The 16,369-nt window shown below is 72.4% G+C and carries 13 protein-coding genes; 10 read left to right on the forward strand and 3 right to left on the reverse strand.

Features of this window, described 5'->3' with window-relative positions:
• Nucleotides 1–29 precede the first annotated feature (29 nt).
• Nucleotides 30–2,918, forward strand: a complete 2,889-nt coding sequence (locus tag ACFYXV_RS17695) for a vitamin B12-dependent ribonucleotide reductase (RefSeq protein ID WP_389383367.1) — start codon at nt 30–32, stop codon at nt 2,916–2,918.
• 122 nt (nt 2,919–3,040) lie between these two features.
• Here the strand turns inward: ACFYXV_RS17695 and ACFYXV_RS17700 are convergent, their stop codons facing one another.
• Nucleotides 3,041–4,000, reverse strand: coding sequence for a DUF1152 domain-containing protein (locus ACFYXV_RS17700; protein ID WP_389383369.1), 960 nt, complete (start codon nt 3,998–4,000; stop codon nt 3,041–3,043).
• Between the two features lie 115 nt (nt 4,001–4,115).
• Here ACFYXV_RS17700 and ACFYXV_RS17705 point away from each other — a divergent pair, with 115 nt between their 5' ends.
• From ACFYXV_RS17705 to ACFYXV_RS17725, 5 genes are all read left to right on the forward strand, one after another.
• A complete protein-coding gene (locus ACFYXV_RS17705) occupies nt 4,116–4,967 on the forward strand; it encodes an arylamine N-acetyltransferase (protein WP_385469782.1) in 852 nt (283 codons plus the stop codon).
• 32 nt (nt 4,968–4,999) lie between these two features.
• The gene (locus ACFYXV_RS17710) at nt 5,000–5,605 is read left to right on the forward strand and encodes a YdbC family protein (protein ID WP_383502104.1); all 606 of its coding nucleotides are present in this window, start codon (nt 5,000–5,002) and stop codon (nt 5,603–5,605) included.
• Between the two features lie 72 nt (nt 5,606–5,677).
• A complete protein-coding gene (locus ACFYXV_RS17715; RefSeq protein WP_389383370.1) occupies nt 5,678–6,337 on the forward strand; it encodes a histidine phosphatase family protein in 660 nt (219 codons plus the stop codon).
• Nucleotides 6,338–6,348: 11 nt separating this feature from the next.
• Complete coding sequence (locus tag ACFYXV_RS17720) at nt 6,349–7,266, forward strand: ADP-ribosylglycohydrolase family protein (RefSeq protein ID WP_383337323.1); 918 nt, start codon at nt 6,349–6,351, stop codon at nt 7,264–7,266.
• A 147-nt stretch (nt 7,267–7,413) separates the two neighbouring features.
• On the forward strand, nt 7,414–9,144 hold the full coding sequence (locus ACFYXV_RS17725; protein ID WP_389383372.1) for a DUF4153 domain-containing protein: 1,731 nt from the start codon (nt 7,414–7,416) through the stop codon (nt 9,142–9,144).
• 57 nt (nt 9,145–9,201) lie between these two features.
• On the opposite strand, the gene ACFYXV_RS17730 is transcribed toward ACFYXV_RS17725, so the two are convergent.
• A complete protein-coding gene (locus ACFYXV_RS17730; RefSeq protein ID WP_385460336.1) occupies nt 9,202–10,770 on the reverse strand; it encodes an MFS transporter in 1,569 nt (522 codons plus the stop codon).
• 127 nt (nt 10,771–10,897) lie between these two features.
• Here ACFYXV_RS17730 and ACFYXV_RS17735 point away from each other — a divergent pair, with 127 nt between their 5' ends.
• The 3 genes from ACFYXV_RS17735 (at nt 10,898) to ACFYXV_RS17745 (ending at nt 12,993) form a co-directional block, all read left to right on the forward strand.
• Nucleotides 10,898–11,500, forward strand: coding sequence for a TetR/AcrR family transcriptional regulator (locus tag ACFYXV_RS17735; RefSeq protein WP_385460857.1), 603 nt, complete (start codon nt 10,898–10,900; stop codon nt 11,498–11,500).
• A gap of 69 nt (nt 11,501–11,569) precedes the next feature.
• A complete protein-coding gene (locus ACFYXV_RS17740; RefSeq protein ID WP_383337329.1) occupies nt 11,570–12,280 on the forward strand; it encodes a ribonuclease HII in 711 nt (236 codons plus the stop codon).
• 59 nt (nt 12,281–12,339) lie between these two features.
• Entirely contained in the window at nt 12,340–12,993 is a 654-nt protein-coding gene (locus ACFYXV_RS17745; RefSeq protein ID WP_389383374.1) for a hypothetical protein, read from the forward strand.
• 178 nt (nt 12,994–13,171) lie between these two features.
• Here the strand turns inward: ACFYXV_RS17745 and ACFYXV_RS17750 are convergent, their stop codons facing one another.
• On the reverse strand, nt 13,172–13,804 hold the full coding sequence (locus tag ACFYXV_RS17750) for a hypothetical protein (RefSeq protein ID WP_385460339.1): 633 nt from the start codon (nt 13,802–13,804) through the stop codon (nt 13,172–13,174).
• Between the two features lie 368 nt (nt 13,805–14,172).
• On the opposite strand from ACFYXV_RS17750, the gene ACFYXV_RS17755 reads away from it, so the two are divergent.
• The gene (locus ACFYXV_RS17755) at nt 14,173–16,332 is read left to right on the forward strand and encodes a RecQ family ATP-dependent DNA helicase (RefSeq protein WP_389383376.1); all 2,160 of its coding nucleotides are present in this window, start codon (nt 14,173–14,175) and stop codon (nt 16,330–16,332) included.
• Nucleotides 16,333–16,369 lie beyond the last annotated feature (37 nt).

Below are 16,369 nucleotides of genomic sequence, written 5' to 3' on the forward strand. Positions count from 1 at the left end.
GTTTTTGCCCGCATATGGGAGGAAGCGGCATGACAGAGACGGCGAGCGGCTCGGCACGAGGTTCCCGCGCCAAGGGGACCAAGACTGCCAAGAGCGGCCTGCGGATCGAGCGCATCCACACCACCCCCGGCGTGCACCCGTACGACGAGGTGAGCTGGGAGCGCCGTGACGTCGTCATGACGAACTGGCGCGACGGCTCGGTGAACTTCGAGCAGCGCGGCGTCGAGTTCCCCGACTTCTGGTCGGTCAACGCGGTCAACATCGTCACCAGCAAGTACTTCCGCGGCGCAGTCGGCACCCCGCAGCGCGAGACCGGTCTCAAGCAGCTCATCGACCGCATCGTGAAGACCTACACGAAGGCCGGCGAGGACCACGACTACTTCGCGTCCCCGGCCGACGCGGAGATCTTCGAGCACGAGCTGACCCACGCCCTCCTGCACCAGGTCTTCAGCTTCAACTCCCCGGTGTGGTTCAACGTCGGCACGCCCCAGCCGCAGCAGGTCTCCGCCTGCTTCATCCTCGCCGTCGACGACTCCATGGAGTCGATCCTCGACTGGTACAAGGAAGAGGGCATGATCTTCAAGGGCGGCTCCGGCGCCGGCCTGAACCTCTCCCGCATCCGCTCCTCCAAGGAGCTCCTCTCCTCGGGCGGCAACGCCTCCGGTCCGGTCTCCTTCATGCGCGGCGCCGACGCGTCCGCCGGAACGATCAAGTCGGGCGGCGCCACCCGCCGCGCGGCCAAGATGGTCGTCCTGGACGTGGACCACCCGGACGTCGAGGACTTCATCGCCACCAAGGTGAAGGAAGAGGAGAAGATCCGCGCCCTGCGCGACGCGGGCTTCGACATGGACCTGGGCGGCGACGACATCACGTCCGTCCAGTACCAGAACGCCAACAACTCCGTCCGCGTGAACGACGAGTTCATGACGGCCGTCGAGAACGGCACCGAGTTCGGCCTGCGCGCCCGCATGACCGGCGAGATCATCGAGAAGGTCGACGCCAAGGCGCTCTTCCGCAAGCTGGCCGAGGCCGCGTGGGCCTGCGCCGACCCGGGCATCCAGTACGACGGTGTGATCAACAACTGGCACACCTGCCCCGAATCCGGCCGCATCACCGCCTCGAACCCGTGCAGCGAGTACATGCACCTGGACAACACGTCCTGCAACCTCGCCTCGCTGAACCTGATGAAGTTCCTCAACGACGACGGCAAGGGCAACCAGTCCTTCGACGCCGAGCGCTTCGCCAAGGTCGTCGAGCTCGTCATCACCGCGATGGACATCTCCATCTGCTTCGCGGACTTCCCGACGCAGAAGATCGGCGAGAACACGCGCGCCTTCCGCCAGCTCGGCATCGGCTACGCCAACCTGGGCGCCCTGCTGATGGCGACGGGCCACGCGTACGACTCGGACGGCGGCCGCACCCTCGCCGCGTCGATCACCTCGCTGATGACCGGCACCGCGTACAAGCGCTCCGCCGAGCTGGCCGCCATCGTCGGCCCGTACGACGGCTACGCCCGCAACGCCGAGGCGCACAAGCGCGTCATGAAGCAGCACGCCGACGCCAACGCCGTCGCGCCGCGCACCGAGGACCTGGACAACTCGATCTGGGCCGCGGCCACCGAGGCCTGGCAGGACGTCCTGCGACTCGGCGAGAAGAACGGCTTCCGCAACTCCCAGGCCTCCGTCCTCGCGCCGACCGGCACCATCGGTCTCGCGATGTCCTGCGACACCACCGGTGTCGAGCCGGACCTGGCCCTGGTCAAGTTCAAGAAGCTCGTCGGCGGCGGCTCGATGCAGATCGTCAACGGCACCGTCCCGCAGGCCCTGCGCCGCATGGGCTACCAGGAGGAGCAGATCGAGGCGATCGTCGCCCACATCGCCGAGCACGGCGTGGTCGTCGACGCCCCGGGTCTGAAGACCGAGCACTACGAGGTCTTCGACTGCGCGATGGGCGAGCGCTCCATCTCCGCGATGGGCCACGTCCGCATGATGGCCGCGATCCAGCCCTGGATCTCCGGCGCGATCTCGAAGACGGTCAACATGCCGGAGACGGCGACCGTCGAGGAGATCGAGGAGATCTACTTCGAGGCGTGGAAGATGGGCGTCAAGGCGCTCGCGATCTACCGCGACAACTGCAAGGTCGGCCAGCCCCTCTCCGCGAAGAAGAAGGAAGAGGAGAAGGAGGAGGTCACCGCCAAGGCGGAGGACACCATCCGCGCGGCCGTCGAGAAGGTCATCGAGTACCGCCCCGTCCGCAAGCGCCTTCCCAAGGGCCGCCCGGGCATCACCACCTCCTTCACGGTGGGTGGCGCCGAGGGCTACATGACGGCCAACTCCTACCCGGACGACGGCCTGGGCGAGGTCTTCCTGAAGATGTCCAAGCAGGGTTCGACCCTCGCGGGCATGATGGACGCCTTCTCGATCGCCGTCTCGGTCGGCCTGCAGTACGGCGTTCCGCTGGAGACGTACGTCTCGAAGTTCACGAACATGCGCTTCGAGCCGGCCGGCATGACGGACGACCCGGACGTGCGGATGGCGCAGTCGATCGTCGACTACATCTTCCGCCGCCTGGCGCTGGACTTCCTGCCCTTCGAGACCCGCTCGGCGCTCGGCATCCACACCGCCGAGGAGCGTCAGCGCCACCTGGACACCGGTTCGTACGAGCCGATGGAGGAGGACCTCGACACCGAGGCCCTCGCCCAGTCGGCCCCGCTGGCCGCCGTCCCGGCAGCGCCCAAGCCGATCGCGGTCGTCGAGGTCCAGGCCCCGAAGACGGCGCACTCCAGCGCCGAACTGGTCGAGATGCAGCTCGGCGTCTCCGCCGACGCCCCGCTGTGCTTCTCCTGCGGTACGAAGATGCAGCGCGCCGGCTCCTGCTACATCTGCGAGGGCTGCGGCTCCACCAGCGGCTGCAGCTGAAAGTAGACGCCCACCAGGCGTGACGCGCCTGGTCGAAACGGGGAGCCGGCGAAATGCCGGCTCCCCGTCGGCGTCCCGGCGGAAGTTCGCCCGCCGGCTCGGCCGCTCCCGGCCGTATCGGGTCAGTGGGGGATGCGGCGGGACGGGCGGGTGACGAGGTCCTCGCGGAATTCCGCGATCCGGGATTGGACCTGGCGCATGAGGTGGGTGTCCTCGATGCGGTCCAGGTAGAGGCAGCGCGCGGCCAGCCCCGGCAGGTCGAAGGCGAAGCACAGCGACATGAGCGGGTTCACGAAGAGCTCGCTGCCGCTGGTGCGGCTGGTGAACTGCGCGTCGCCGAAGGAGCCGCGGACGGCCGCGGCGATGGAGCCGTTGACGATGCTGGGGCGGTCCGGGGTCCGCTCCTGGGCGTGGGCGACCGCGTCGAGGAAGAGCGCGCCCTCACGGGTGGCGCGCGGTACGGAGAAGGCGCCGAGGTACGCGCCCTCGCGCTCCAGCGCGGCGATGTTCTCCAGTACGAGCGCGTGGCTGACCCCGTGGTACGCGTCCACGCCGAAGCCGACCGACACGACGAGGCGCTGGGGTACGTCGTCGAGGGCGGCCAGAGCCGCGACGCTGGTCAGGTCCTCCTCGGGGGTGCCGAGGCCCGCTTCGTCGCCGCGCATGAGGATGTCGGTCCCGCCGTCGACCAGGACGACCGCGTCGATGCGGTGGAGGTCGATCAGCGCGCGGTAGGCGGCGCGCAGCGGCTGCACCCCGGTCTGGGGGAAGGCGTAGACGGTGGCCGGGTAGCCGTGCGCCTCCAGCCACTGGGCCAGGGTCCGCTCGGGGAAGTACGCCTGGTGGGGCGCGGTGTCCGGGGTGATGGCGGCGAGGTCGGGAGCCGCCCAGTCCTCGACGGGCAGCCCGGCGAGGTGGCTGAAGGAGAGGTTCGCCAGGTGGACCTCCTTGCCCTGGTGGATGAGGGAGAGGGCGAGGGGGAGTCCGGCGTAGATGTCGAAGCCGCCGCCCGCTCCCGCGACCAGGATGCGTTCGGCGTCGGCGAGGCGGCCGAAGAGCGGGTTGGTGTGCAGGTCGGTCATGGAGATCATTGTGCGGGGCGCGCAGGCGCCGGCGTCCCGGATTTTCCGGGAGGGGACGGCGGCCCGCGCCGGGCAGGGACGGCCTGGACCGAGGCAGCGGGGAGACGGGGGAGACATGTGGAGTGGTGAACAGCTGGATCTGGACGCCTATCTGGCGCGGATCGGATACGACGGACCGGTCGGGGAGGGCGGGGAACTTCGGGCCGACCTCGGGACGTTGTACGCAGTGCACCGGGCCCACACCGGTGCCATCGCCTTCGAGAACCTGGACGTGCTGCTCGGCCGCCCCGTCGAGCTGGACGTCAAGGCTCTGGAGGAAAAGCTCGTGCACGGCCGCCGCGGCGGCTACTGCTACGAGCAGAACTCGCTGCTGGCCGCTGCCCTGGAGCGGATCGGCTTCGAGGTCTCCGGGCGCGGCGCCCGCAACCGCACCCGGGGGGACACCCTCCTCGCGGTGACGCACGCCGTCCTCGTCGTCACCGTCGAGGGCGAACCCTGGCTGTGCGATGCCGGGTTCGGGCACCAGGGGCCGCGCGAGCCCGTCCCGCTGGCACGGCCCGGTGCCGAGGTGGTGCAGGGGGAGTGGACGTACGCCGTCCGCGAGGAGGAAGAGGGGATCCTCGCGCTGTCCATCCTGCGCGAGGGCGTCTGGCGGGACCTGTACGCGTTCTCCCCGCAGCGCTACCACCCCGTGGACTACGTCCTGCTCAACCACTACAGCTCCACCCACCCGCGCTCCGTCTTCGTCGGGAGGGTGATCGTCCAGCACCCGGGCGACTCCGTCCGCAGTCCCGTCCGCCGGGCGCTCGTGGGGCGGGAGCTCACCCGGCTCCACGCCGACGGGCGGGTCGAGCGGCGTTCCGCGGACCCCGATGAGCTCCTCGCGCTGCTCGACCGGGAGTTCGGGCTTCGGCTGTCCGGGCGGGATGCGGAGGAACTGGTGCGGATCAACCGCGCTGAGGACTGACCGGGGCCGCGCCGGGCCCGTACGATGGCGCGGTGCTGGTCAAGTGGATTCGCTGCACGGTGACGGACCGACGCGGGTTCGAGCGCGGGCAGCGCAAATGGGCGGGGCTGCCCGGCGAGCCGGGATTCCGGGGACAGGGCGGCGGATGGAGCCGGGGGCGGCAGGGGGTGGCGCATGTCTTCGCGTTTTGGGAGAGCCGTTCGTTCTACGACTCCTTCATGGCCCGCTCGCACGACCGGCTCGCCGCGTCCCAGACCGGGACTTACACGAACGCGCGGGTCACGCTCTTCGACCACCGCTTCGACGTGAAGACCGGCTTCGAGCCGCGCTTCACCGACGCGGACGTCGTGCGGGTCGCCCACACACGCGTGCGGGAGGGGCGCGTGGACCACTTCGCCCTCATGCAGGAGAAGGTGTGGAACCCGGCCATGGCCGGCTCACCCGGAATGATCCGGGGCCTGTTCGGGGAGGCGCCGGGCCGGGAGTTCCTGGTCCTGTCGATGTGGCATGCCGCCGCCGAGCACGGCAAATACCGCCAGGAGCGGGTCGAGCGGCTTTCGCTGCGCGCCCAGACCGAGGCCGACGTGGAAGCCCTCACCGGTGACGTCGTCGACCTCGAACCCACCTGGACGGTATGACCGTACGACGATCGGCGGGCCGACCGGCGAGCCCGGGTGCTCGGCCCGCCGGCCGCCGCATAGGGTCGGGGGATGGCACGACCACGGCGCATCGTCCTTGTCCGGCACGGGGAATCGGAGGGCAATGCCGATGACACGGTGTACGAACGGGAGCCCGACCACGCCCTGCGGCTGACCGCCCAGGGCCGCGAGCAGGCCGCGGAGGCCGGAGTACGGCTGCGCGGGCTCTTCGGGGACGAGGCCATCAGCGCGTACGTCTCCCCGTACCGCCGGACCCTCCAGACCTTCCGGGAGCTGAGGCTGGACCCGGGGCGGGTGCGGATGCGCGAGGAGCCCAGGCTGCGGGAGCAGGACTGGGGGAACTGGCAGGACCGGGACGACGTACGGCTGCAGAAGGCCTACCGCGACGCGTACGGGCACTTCTTCTACCGCTTCGCGCAGGGGGAGTCCGGCGCGGACGTCCACGACCGGGTCGGATCCTTCCTGGAGAGCCTCTACCGCAGCTTCGAGGCGCCCGACCACCCGCCGAACGTGCTGCTGGTGACGCACGGGCTGACCATGCGGCTGTTCTGCATGCGGTGGTTCCACTGGTCGGTGGCCGAGTTCGAGGCGCTGTCCAACCCCGGGAACGGCGAATACCGGGTGCTCCTGCTGGGACCGGACGGGCGCTACCGGATGGACCGCCCGTTTGAGAGGTGGACCACACCGGAGCCTTATGACCTGGACGGCTAAACTGACGCGGGATGACCGCTGACTCCGCTTCCGAACGGCGCTACGCACGCGCCCTGGCCAGCCTCCGCGGGCTGGCCCTGGGTGACGCCCTGGGCTCCCAGTACTTCGTCCCCGTGAACTACCCCCTCCTCAAGCGCCGCGAGCTGCCCGCCGGCACCGGCACCTGGCAGTGGACCGACGACACCGAGATGGCCTGCTCGGTGGTCGCCGTCCTCGCCGCGCACGGGCGCATCGACCAGGACGCCCTGGCGAGCTCCTTCGCCCACCACCACGACTTCGACCGCGGCTACGGGCCCGCCGTCAACCGGATGCTCCGCCTCGTCCGGGAGGGCGAGGACTGGCGCACGCTGGCCGCCGAGCTGTTCAACGGGCAGGGCTCGTGGGGCAACGGCGCGGCCATGCGGATCGCTCCGCTGGGTGCCTGGTACGCCGACGATCCGGAGCAGGCCACGCACCAGGCGGAGATCTCCGCCTACACCACGCACCAGCACCGCGAGGCGGTCTGTGGAGCGATGGCCGTGGCGGCGGCGGCCGCGCTGGCGGCGGACCCGGCGGGTCCGCCGAAGGCCGGCGACCTGCTGGACGGGGTGATCGCCCTGGTGCCGCGCAGCGCGGTGGGGGCGGGACTGCGGCGGGCCCGGGACATGCTGGACTACGGCGATGCGACGACGGTCGCGGCGGTACTGGGCTGCGGGCGGCGGACGAGCGCGCACGACACGGTGCCGTTCGCCCTGTGGTCGGCGGCGCGGTCGCTGGACGACTACGAGCGGGCGTTCTGGACCACCGCGCAGGTGGGCGGGGACGTGGACACGACCTGCGCCATCGTGGGCGGGGTGCTGGGGGCGCGCGGCGACGCGGCACTGCCGGCCGCCTGGCTGTCCCGTACGGAGGCCCTGCCGGCCTGGCTGCCGGAGACGGCGGTGCGCTGACCCCGGGGGACATGGGCCGCGGCGATTGTCACGGTCCTGCCACAGGGGCTTTCCCGGCGGGCTGAACCCGCATGTCACGGGCCTAACCTGTCCGCTCCGCCGCCTCCGTCGCGATGACGCGGGCGGCCGACAGGGGAGGGGAACCCGATGCCGGAGAACACCGATGGCGAGCCCGGGAACGTGACCGGGAGTGTGACCGGGGGAGGGGCCGGCGGAGCGCACTTGGCGGGACGGGCCGGGGCGCCGGCGCCCGGCGCGGCCCGGGCGCAGGCTGCGGTCGGCGGCGGGGCCGCGGTCGGCGGCGGGGCGCCGGACGGATGGGATCCCAAGGCCTGGCAGGCCTACCAGGTGCGTCGACAGCGGGCCGCTTCCGGGGCCTGGTCCGTCCTGCCGCCTGCCTGGGCCGAGGCCGTCCGGCCGGCTCCGGCCGCGCCGGTGCCCACCGCCGTGCTCCTCGCCGCCGTGGCGGCCGGCCTCGCCTCGGGCCTGTTCCTCGGCGACGGGCTGGGACTCGGACTGCTGATCGCCGCCGTGCCCGCCGTCATCGGCGCGTACCTGGCCGCCCGAGAGGCCCGGCGACGTGCGCGGGCCTGGAGCGTGACCTGGGCCCTGGGGTGCGTCGCACTCCTCGCGATCCCCGCGCTGCGCGACGCCGGCTGGCCGTCCGCCCTCGCACTGCTCGCCGCCGTCCTGCTGGGCGCGCTGGCCCTGCACGGCAGCCGCACCTGGCCCGGCGTCCTGCTCAGCCCGTTCGGCTTCCTCGACTCCGCCGTGCTCGGGGTCCGCTGGGCCTGGAGCGGTCTGCGCTCGCGCGGCAGCGGGGTCGACCGCGCCCGCTGGCTGCCGGTGGTCAAGGCCACCGCCGTGGCCCTCGTCCTGCTCGTGCTCTTCGGCACCCTGTTCGCCTCCGCCGACGCCGCCTTCGCCGACCTGCTGGACGGGCTCACCCCCGAGATCTCCATCGGCGACGGCCCCCTGCGCCTCGTGCTCTTCCTGCTCGGAGCCGTCCTCGCGCTCGCCGCCGCCCGCGCCGCCACCGCGCCCTCGCGCTGGGACCGGATCCGGATCGCGCCCGGAAGGCCGCGCTCGCGCCTCGAATGGGCGCTTCCGCTCATCGTGCTCGACCTGCTCTTCGCCGGCTTCAACGCCGTCCAGCTCGCGGTCCTGTTCGGCGGCTACGACAAGGTCCTGGAGAGCACCGGGCTCACCCATGCCGAGTACGCCCGCCAGGGCTTCTGGCAGCTGCTCTGGGCCACCCTGCTCACCCTCGCTGTGATCGCGCTCGCCCTGCGCTGGGCCCCGCGGGCCGGAGACGGCGACCGCCGGTTCGTCCGCGTGGTCCTCGGCACGCTGTGCGCGCTGACCCTGGTCGTGGTCGCCTCCGCGCTGCGCCGGATGGACTTGTACGTGGACGCGTACGGGCTGACCCGGCTGCGCGTGTCGGTGGCCGCGATGGAGCTGTGGCTCGGGCTGGTGATCGTGCTGATCATGGCCGCCGGTGCCTTCGGCGCCCGCCTGCTGCCGCGGGCGGTCGCGGCGAGCATGGCCGCCGCCGTCCTGGCCTTCGGGCTGCTGTCCCCGGACGGGATGGTCGCCGAGACGAACGTGGCCCGCTTCGAGCAGTCCGGCAAGCTGGACCTGGCCTACTTCCAGGACCTGTCGGCGGACGCCGTGCCCGCGCTGGACCGGCTGCCCGAACCCCGCCGATCCTGCGCCCTGCGCGGGATCAACGACGACCTGTCGCGCCGCGGCCGGGTCCCCTGGTACGCGGTCAGCCTCGGCGAGTACCGGGCCCGGCAGATCCTGCGCGAGCGCCCGGTGACGGCCTCGTACGAGGTGTGCCGGGGCCTGGGCACCTTCCACGGCCGCATCGGGTAGCGGCCGGATCGCGCACGGGGGACCGGTACCGGGCCCCCGTACGCCACGCCGTGCTGCTCAGGCCGCCGGACCGGCCTCCGCGGCGGCGCCGTTCAGGGCGTCCAGGTCGCTCTTGCGCACCCGGATCACCAGCAGCGCGGTGGCCACCGCGAGCCCGGCCATGGCGACGGCCGCGACGAACGCGGTGGAGATGCCCTGGGTGAGGACGAGGTCGCCCCACGGGTCTGGCAGCCGCCCGGTCTCCTTGAACGCCGCCATCTGATCGGGGTCCGCGTGGGCCATGAAGTCCGGCACCTGCTTCGCGCCCTCGTTGCGGCTGGCCGTGCCGAAGACGGTGACCAGGATCGACAGGCCGAGGGAACCGCCGACCTGCTGGCTGGCGTTGAGCAGACCGGAGGCCGCCCCGGCCTCCTTCTGGGCCACCCCGGAGACGGCGGTCAGGGTGAGGGTCACGAAGTTCAGGCCCATGCCGAAGCCGAAGACCAGCATCGGCCCGAGGACGCCGGAGACGTACGAGCTGTCGGTGCGGATGAAGGTCAGCCAGGCCAGGCCGATGCCGGTGAGGACGGAGCCGGTGACCATGAACGGTTTGGGTCCGAAGCGCGGCAGGAAGCGCTGCGAGAGCCCGGCCGCGGTGACGATCGCGACGGTCACGGGAAGGAAGCCGAGCCCGGACTGGATCGGGGAGAAGCCCAGCACGTTCTGCACGAACTGGACGATGAAGAAGAACATCCCGAACATCGCGGCGGCGAGCCCCAGCATGATCAGGTAGGTGCCGGAGCGGTTGCGGTCGGCGAACATCCGCAGCGGGATGATCGGTTCGTGGGCCCGCGACTCGATGCCCACGAAGAGCGCGAGCAGGACCGCGGCCGCGGCGAAGGAGACCAGGGTGCCCCCGTCGCGCCAGCCGTCCTCGGAGGCGCGGATGAACCCGTAGACCAGCGAGGCCATGCCGCCGGTGGAGGTGAGGGCCCCCGCGATGTCGAAGCGGCCCGGGTGGCGCTCGGACTCGGTGATGTAGAGCGGCGCGAGCACGGCGATCAGCAGGCCGATCGGCACGTTGACGAAGAGCACCCAGCGCCAGTCGAGCCACTCGGTGAGCATCCCGCCGGCCAGGAGGCCGATCGCCCCGCCGCCCGCGGAGACGGCGGCGAACACGCCGAACGCGCGGTTGCGCTCGGGGCCTTCGGCGAACGTCGTGGTGATCAGGGCCAGGGAGGTCGGCGAGGCGATCGCGCCGCCGACCCCCTGGAGGGCGCGGGCGGCCAGCAGTTGCCAGGGCTCCTGGGCGAAGCCGCCCAGCAGGGAGGCCAGGGTGAAGAGCAGGATGCCGGTCAGGAACACGCGGCGGCGGCCCAGGATGTCGCCGGCCCGGCCGCCGAGCAGCAGGAGGCCGCCGAAGGCCAGCGTGTAGGCGCTGATCACCCAGGACAGGTCGGTCGTGGAGAAGGACAGGGCGGTCTGGATGTGAGGGAGAGCGATGTTCACGATCGTCGCGTCGAGGACGACCATCAGCTGACAGGCGGCGATGACCGTGAGGGCCACGCCGGGCCGCCCTTCCCGGCGGGCCGCGCCCGGTATCCGGGGTGTGGCGGGTGGAGAACTTTTCACCGAGGATCCCCCCATAGTGAAATAGTGAACGCAGCCGTTCACTGCGGCCCCACGGTAGGAGCCCCCGGTTAGTGAACGCAACCGTTCACTAAGGCTGGAAATGCGTACGAGGGCCCCTTCGGCTCTGCGGGAGGTGGAGGTGGTGGTGGGTTCGCGCTGGTCAGTGGCCGCGCCGGGTCGCAGGCGCGGTCCGGAACTCGAACGGGCGATCCTCGACGCGGCGTTGGAGCAGCTGAGCACCGTCGGCTGGAACGCGCTCACCATGGAGGGTGTCGCGGCCTGCGCGCACACCGGCAAGGCGGCGGTCTACCGGCGGTGGCCCTCGAAGGCCGACCTCGTGGCCGAGGTGCTGCGGGCCGGGCTGCCCCCGCTCGGCGAGATCGCCGACTGCGGATCCGTCCGGGACGAGTTCCTCCGGTTGTGTGTGCGGATGCGTGACGTGATGGAGTCGCGCGCCGGTCAGGCACTGCGAGCGGTCCTTCACGAATGCGACCACGAGCATGCGGGCCGGTTCCACGACGTGGTCCGCGCCGGGCTGCACGAGCCTGCCCACCGCTTGATCAGGGAGCTTGTGCAGCGCGGGATCGAGCGGGGGGACGTGCGTGCGGACGCGGCGGGTCCGTTCGTCATCGACGTCATTCCGGCCATGATGATGTACCGCGCGAAGGTGTGCGGGAGCGAATGGACGGATGCGGACATCGCGGAAATGATCGATCAGGTGATGGTGCCGCTGCTCAGGGTGTGAGACGCCCCGCGGACTCCACCCGGGGCGGGGTGTGCAGGCGGCGCGGGGCGGCGTACCCTTGCTGGCGCCATGCCGTACGAAGCACCCACCCACACCGTCGAACGCTCCCTCCGTGCAACCACCGGCGCCAAGGTCATCGCCGGGGTCGACGAAGTCGGACGAGGGGCCTGGGCCGGTCCCGTCACCGTGTGCGCGGCGATCACCGGTCTGCGCCGGCCGCCGGCCGGTCTCACCGACTCCAAACTGCTCACCCAGAAACGACGCGACGCGCTCCTCGACGTCCTGGAGGACTGGGTCACCGCCTACGCCCTCGGGCACGCCTCCCCGGAGGAGATCGACGCGCTCGGGATGACGGCCGCCCTGCGGCTCGCCGCCGAGCGCGCCCTGGAGGCGCTGCCGGTGCGGCCCGACGCGGTGATCCTCGACGGCAAGCACGACTACCTCGGCACGCCCTGGCGGGTCCGTACGGTGATCAAGGGCGACCAGTCCTGCGTCGCCGTCGCCGCCGCCTCGGTGATCGCCAAGGTCCGGCGCGACCGGATGATGGCCGAGCTCGGCCGACAGGGCGGCGGATGCGCGGAGTTCGCCTTCGGCGACAACGCCGGATATCCCTCGCCGGTGCACCGGGCCGCACTGGAGGAGCTGGGGCCCACCCCGTACCACCGGCTCTCGTGGTCGTACCTCGACGGGCTGCCCCGGTGGCGGCACCTCAAGAAGGTGCGGCGCAGCGAGGAAGCGACGGAGCTGGAAAACGGAGGCCAACTCGGCTTCGATTTCTGATCGCACCCACGTGCCACCCGCCGGTACGTTTCGTACCGGTGTTTGATAGACATCAACTCATGCCTCTCACCCCCGAGGAGCCTCAGATTCACGAGAGTGCCCAGGGTCCCCGCGTCACGCCGGCCGCGAGCCGCACCGCGCAGACCCCCCGCCCCGTACCTGGTCCGCGTCCCGCCGCCGTTCCGCGGCCCGGGCGCCCCGGTCCCTCCCCCGCGGCGGCGAGCCGTACGGGCGGGGCTCCCAGGCCCGCGCCGCCCGCGCAGCGAGCGCCGCAGGCCACTCCTGGACCCGCAGCCCCCACCGCACCGTCCGTCTCCGCGGCGGTGCCCCAGATCCAGCTGATCCCGGCCTCCGCCGAGGGTGCGCTGGACGCGGCCGAAGAGGCCGTCGACCTGCTGCTCGACACCGGGCGCGCGCCCGGCGACGTCCTGGTGCTCACCACCGGCGACCCGCACCCGTGGGCCGCGCACGAGCTGTCCTTCGGCGAGGCCGCGTACTGGGCCCTGCACGACGCCGGGGACGACGTCTTCTACGCGGACGCGGCGCAGGCCGAGCGCGCCGCGGGCCGTCCCGTCGTGGTCTTCGCCGTCAACGGCGGACCGGCCGGCGCGACGGCCGCCTCCCTGCCGACCGCGCTCGCGCGGGCCGGCACGCTGCTGATCGTGTGCGGCGACCCGCAGCAGATCAACTCCGTGCTGGGCACGGGCGTCTGACGCCCCGTGTCCGGCACGGGCAAGGGGCGGGGCCGGCCGGACCGGCCCCGCTGAAGCCCGGGGCCCGACCAGCCGTACGCCCGATCCAGGGTGTACGGCCGTGAGGGCTGCCCGCGTACGGGAACGGTGCGCGGGCGGGCTTCGGCGCACCGGGCGGGCTCCGGCGTACGGCGAGCCCTCAGCGCGCGGCGGTGCGGCGCCGCATGACCTCGCTCGCGCCGCCGCCGGTGCGCAGGCTCACCGCGGGGAAGTCGGACACGTGGTCGCCGAGGCGCTCGGGCCGCGATTCGGAGCCCGGATGCCGGCCGCCCCGGCCCTCGCCCAGCACCTGCCAGCCGCCGCGGGTCAGCGTGATGTACGCGCCGCAGCGCAGCCCGTGCAGGGTGCAGGCGTCCCGCAGCCCCCACATCCAGGCGCCGTCCTCCTCGGTCCACCGCTCGTCGCCCTCGCGGCAGTACAGCAGCACCGCGGTCCGCACCGGGCTCCGGCGCCGCAGGTCGTGCGGGATGACCCGGCGCAGAGCCGCGAGCAGGGCGTTGCGGTACTCCCAGCCGTCGGCCGAGGAGGAGCGCTGTACGAAGGAGGCGCTCGCGACGAGCCGTTCCTCGGGGCCGAGCACGGCGATCACCGCCGTCGAGGGCGCCGGAGCGTGCCGGGCGTGCAGCCCGCTGACGACCTCGCGCGGATCGCGCAGCAGGGGGACGCCGGCCGCAGTCCACTCGGCGGGTTCCAGCCGTCTGCCGTGCCGGCTGGCGATGCCGGCCGCCGTGGTCAGTGACGACGTCGAAGGCGGGGCGAATCCGAAGGTCACGGTCCTCCCTTCGGGTACACGCCCGCGGACGGGCACAGCTGTCGTGCGGGCGCGCTGCGGCGAGGCCCGGAAGAGCGCCGTCGAGCCGAGCGGGGGCAGCCCAATTCTCGCGTGGTGCGCGAGCATGCGGCAACGAGCAATTGGCGCCGCCGACCGGAATTCGCCGGTATGCCGTTCATATCCTTGCCCCGTCGAGGTGAAGATGACGCATTCGACTCCGGCCGAACCGCCCGCACCAGCGGAAACACCCCTTCGGGCGCGGGGTCGAGGCCGGGTGGAGCGGGTGTCCGACCCGTGGACGGTCCGCGACGATCTTCTTACGGTGGGTGAATTGGCCGATTGTCCGTGCCATCCGGTTGCATGGGGGCATGGACAACCTGGAGCTCCGCACCGAAGCCGATGCCATCCTCGCTGAGCTCGTCGGCGCGCCCGGGAGCGGGGCGCGGCTGCGGGAGGACCAGTGGCAGGCCGTGGCCGCCCTGGTGGAGGAGCGCCGGCGGGCGCTGGTCGTGCAGCGCACCGGCTGGGGCAAGTCGGCGGTCTACTTCGTCGCCACCGCACTGCTGCGCAGGCGCGGATCCGGCCCCACGGTGATCATCTCGCCGCTGCTGGCGCTGATGCGCAACCAGGTCGAGGCGGCGGCGCGGGCAGGCATCCGGGCGCGCACCATCAACTCGGCCAACCCGGAGGAGTGGGACGCCATCTACGGGGAGGTCGAGCGGGGCGAGACCGACGTGCTCCTCGTCAGTCCCGAACGCCTCAATTCCGTGGACTTCCGCGAGCAGGTGCTGCCCAAGCTGGCGGCGACGACCGGTCTGCTCGTGGTCGACGAGGCCCACTGCATCTCCGACTGGGGTCACGACTTCCGCCCCGACTACCGGCGGCTGCGGGCCATGCTCGCCGAGCTCGCCCCCGGCGTCCCGGTCCTGGCCACCACCGCCACCGCCAACGCCCGTGTCACCGCGGATGTGGCGGAGCAACTGGGCACAGGGGCCGGTGAAGCCCTGGTGCTGCGCGGCCCGCTCGACCGGGAGAGCCTGCGCCTGGGCGTGGTCGAGCTGCCGGACGCGGCGCACCGGTTGGCCTGGCTCGCCGAGCACCTGGACGAGCTGCCCGGCTCGGGCATCATCTACACGCTGACGGTGGCCGCGGCCGAGGAGGCCGCCGCGTTCCTGCGCCAACGCGGCTTCCCGGTGGCCTCGTACACGGGCAAGACGGAGAACGCCGACCGGCTGCAGGCCGAGGACGACCTCCAGGCCAACCGGGTCAAGGCGCTCGTCGCGACCTCGGCGCTGGGCATGGGCTTCGACAAGCCCGATCTCGGCTTCGTGATCCACCTCGGCTCCCCGTCCTCGCCGATCGCCTACTACCAGCAGGTCGGCCGTGCCGGGCGCGGCGTGGAGCACGCCGAGGTCCTGCTGCTGCCGGGCAAGGAGGACGAGGCCATCTGGCGCTACTTTGCCGACACCGCCTTCCCGCCGGAGGCCCAGGTACGACAGACCCTGGCGGCACTCGCCGACGCCGGGCGGCCCCTGTCCGTGCCCGCCCTGGAGGCGGCGGTGGAGCTGCGGCGCACGCGGCTGGAGACGATGCTCAAGGTGCTCGACGTCGACGGAGCCGTGAAGCGGGTCAAGGGCGGCTGGAGCTCCACAGGCCGGGAGTGGACGTACGACTCCGAGCGGTACGCCTGGGTCGCCCGCCAGCGCGCCGCCGAGCAGCAGGCCATGCGGGACTACGTGAGCACCTCCGGGTGCCGGATGGAGTTCCTGCGCCGCCAGCTGGACGACGAGGGCGCGGCCGCGTGCGGCCGGTGCGACAACTGCGCGGGCGCCTGGGCCGACTCCTCCGTGTCGGCCGAGACCCTGACCGGCGCGACGAAGGAACTGGAGCGCCCCGGGGTGGAGGTGGAGCCGCGCCGGATGTGGCCGACCGGCATGGCCGCCCTGGGCGTCAGCCTCAAGGGGCGCATCCCCGCAGGGGAGCAGTGCTCCACCGGGCGGGCGCTCGGGCGGCTCTCGGACATCGGCTGGGGCAACCGGCTGCGCCCGCTGCTCGCCGAGAACGCCCCCGACGGACCGGTCCCCGAGGACGTGCTGAACGCCGCGGTGGCCGTCCTCGCCGACTGGGCGCGCTCGGCGGGCGGCTGGGCCCCCGGGGTCCCGGACGCCTCCGCCCGGCCTGTGGGCGTCGTCGCGGTGCCCTCCCTCGCCCGCCCGCAGCTCGTGGGTTCCCTGGCGGAGGGGATCGCGCGCATCGGCCGCCTCCCGTACCTGGGCACCCTGACCTATACCGGGCCGGAGGGCGCGCACGCGGCGCGCCGCAGCAACTCCGCCCAGCGCCTGCGGGCCCTGGCCGGGACGTTCGTGGTCTCCGGCGAACTGGCCGCGGCCCTGGCGCAGTCGCCCGGGCCCGTCCTTCTCGTGGACGACTACTCCGACTCCGGCTGGACGCTGGCGGTCGCCGCCCGCCTGATCCGCCAGGCCGGCGGCGGGCAGGTCCTTCCGCTGATCCTGGCGACGGCCGGCTGACCTCACCGACGGGTGCGAACGTGACGGGTACGTGGTC

The sequence above is a fragment of the Streptomyces sp. NPDC002181 genome (assembly GCF_042890485.1).
Lineage (GTDB): Bacteria > Actinomycetota > Actinomycetes > Streptomycetales > Streptomycetaceae > Streptomyces.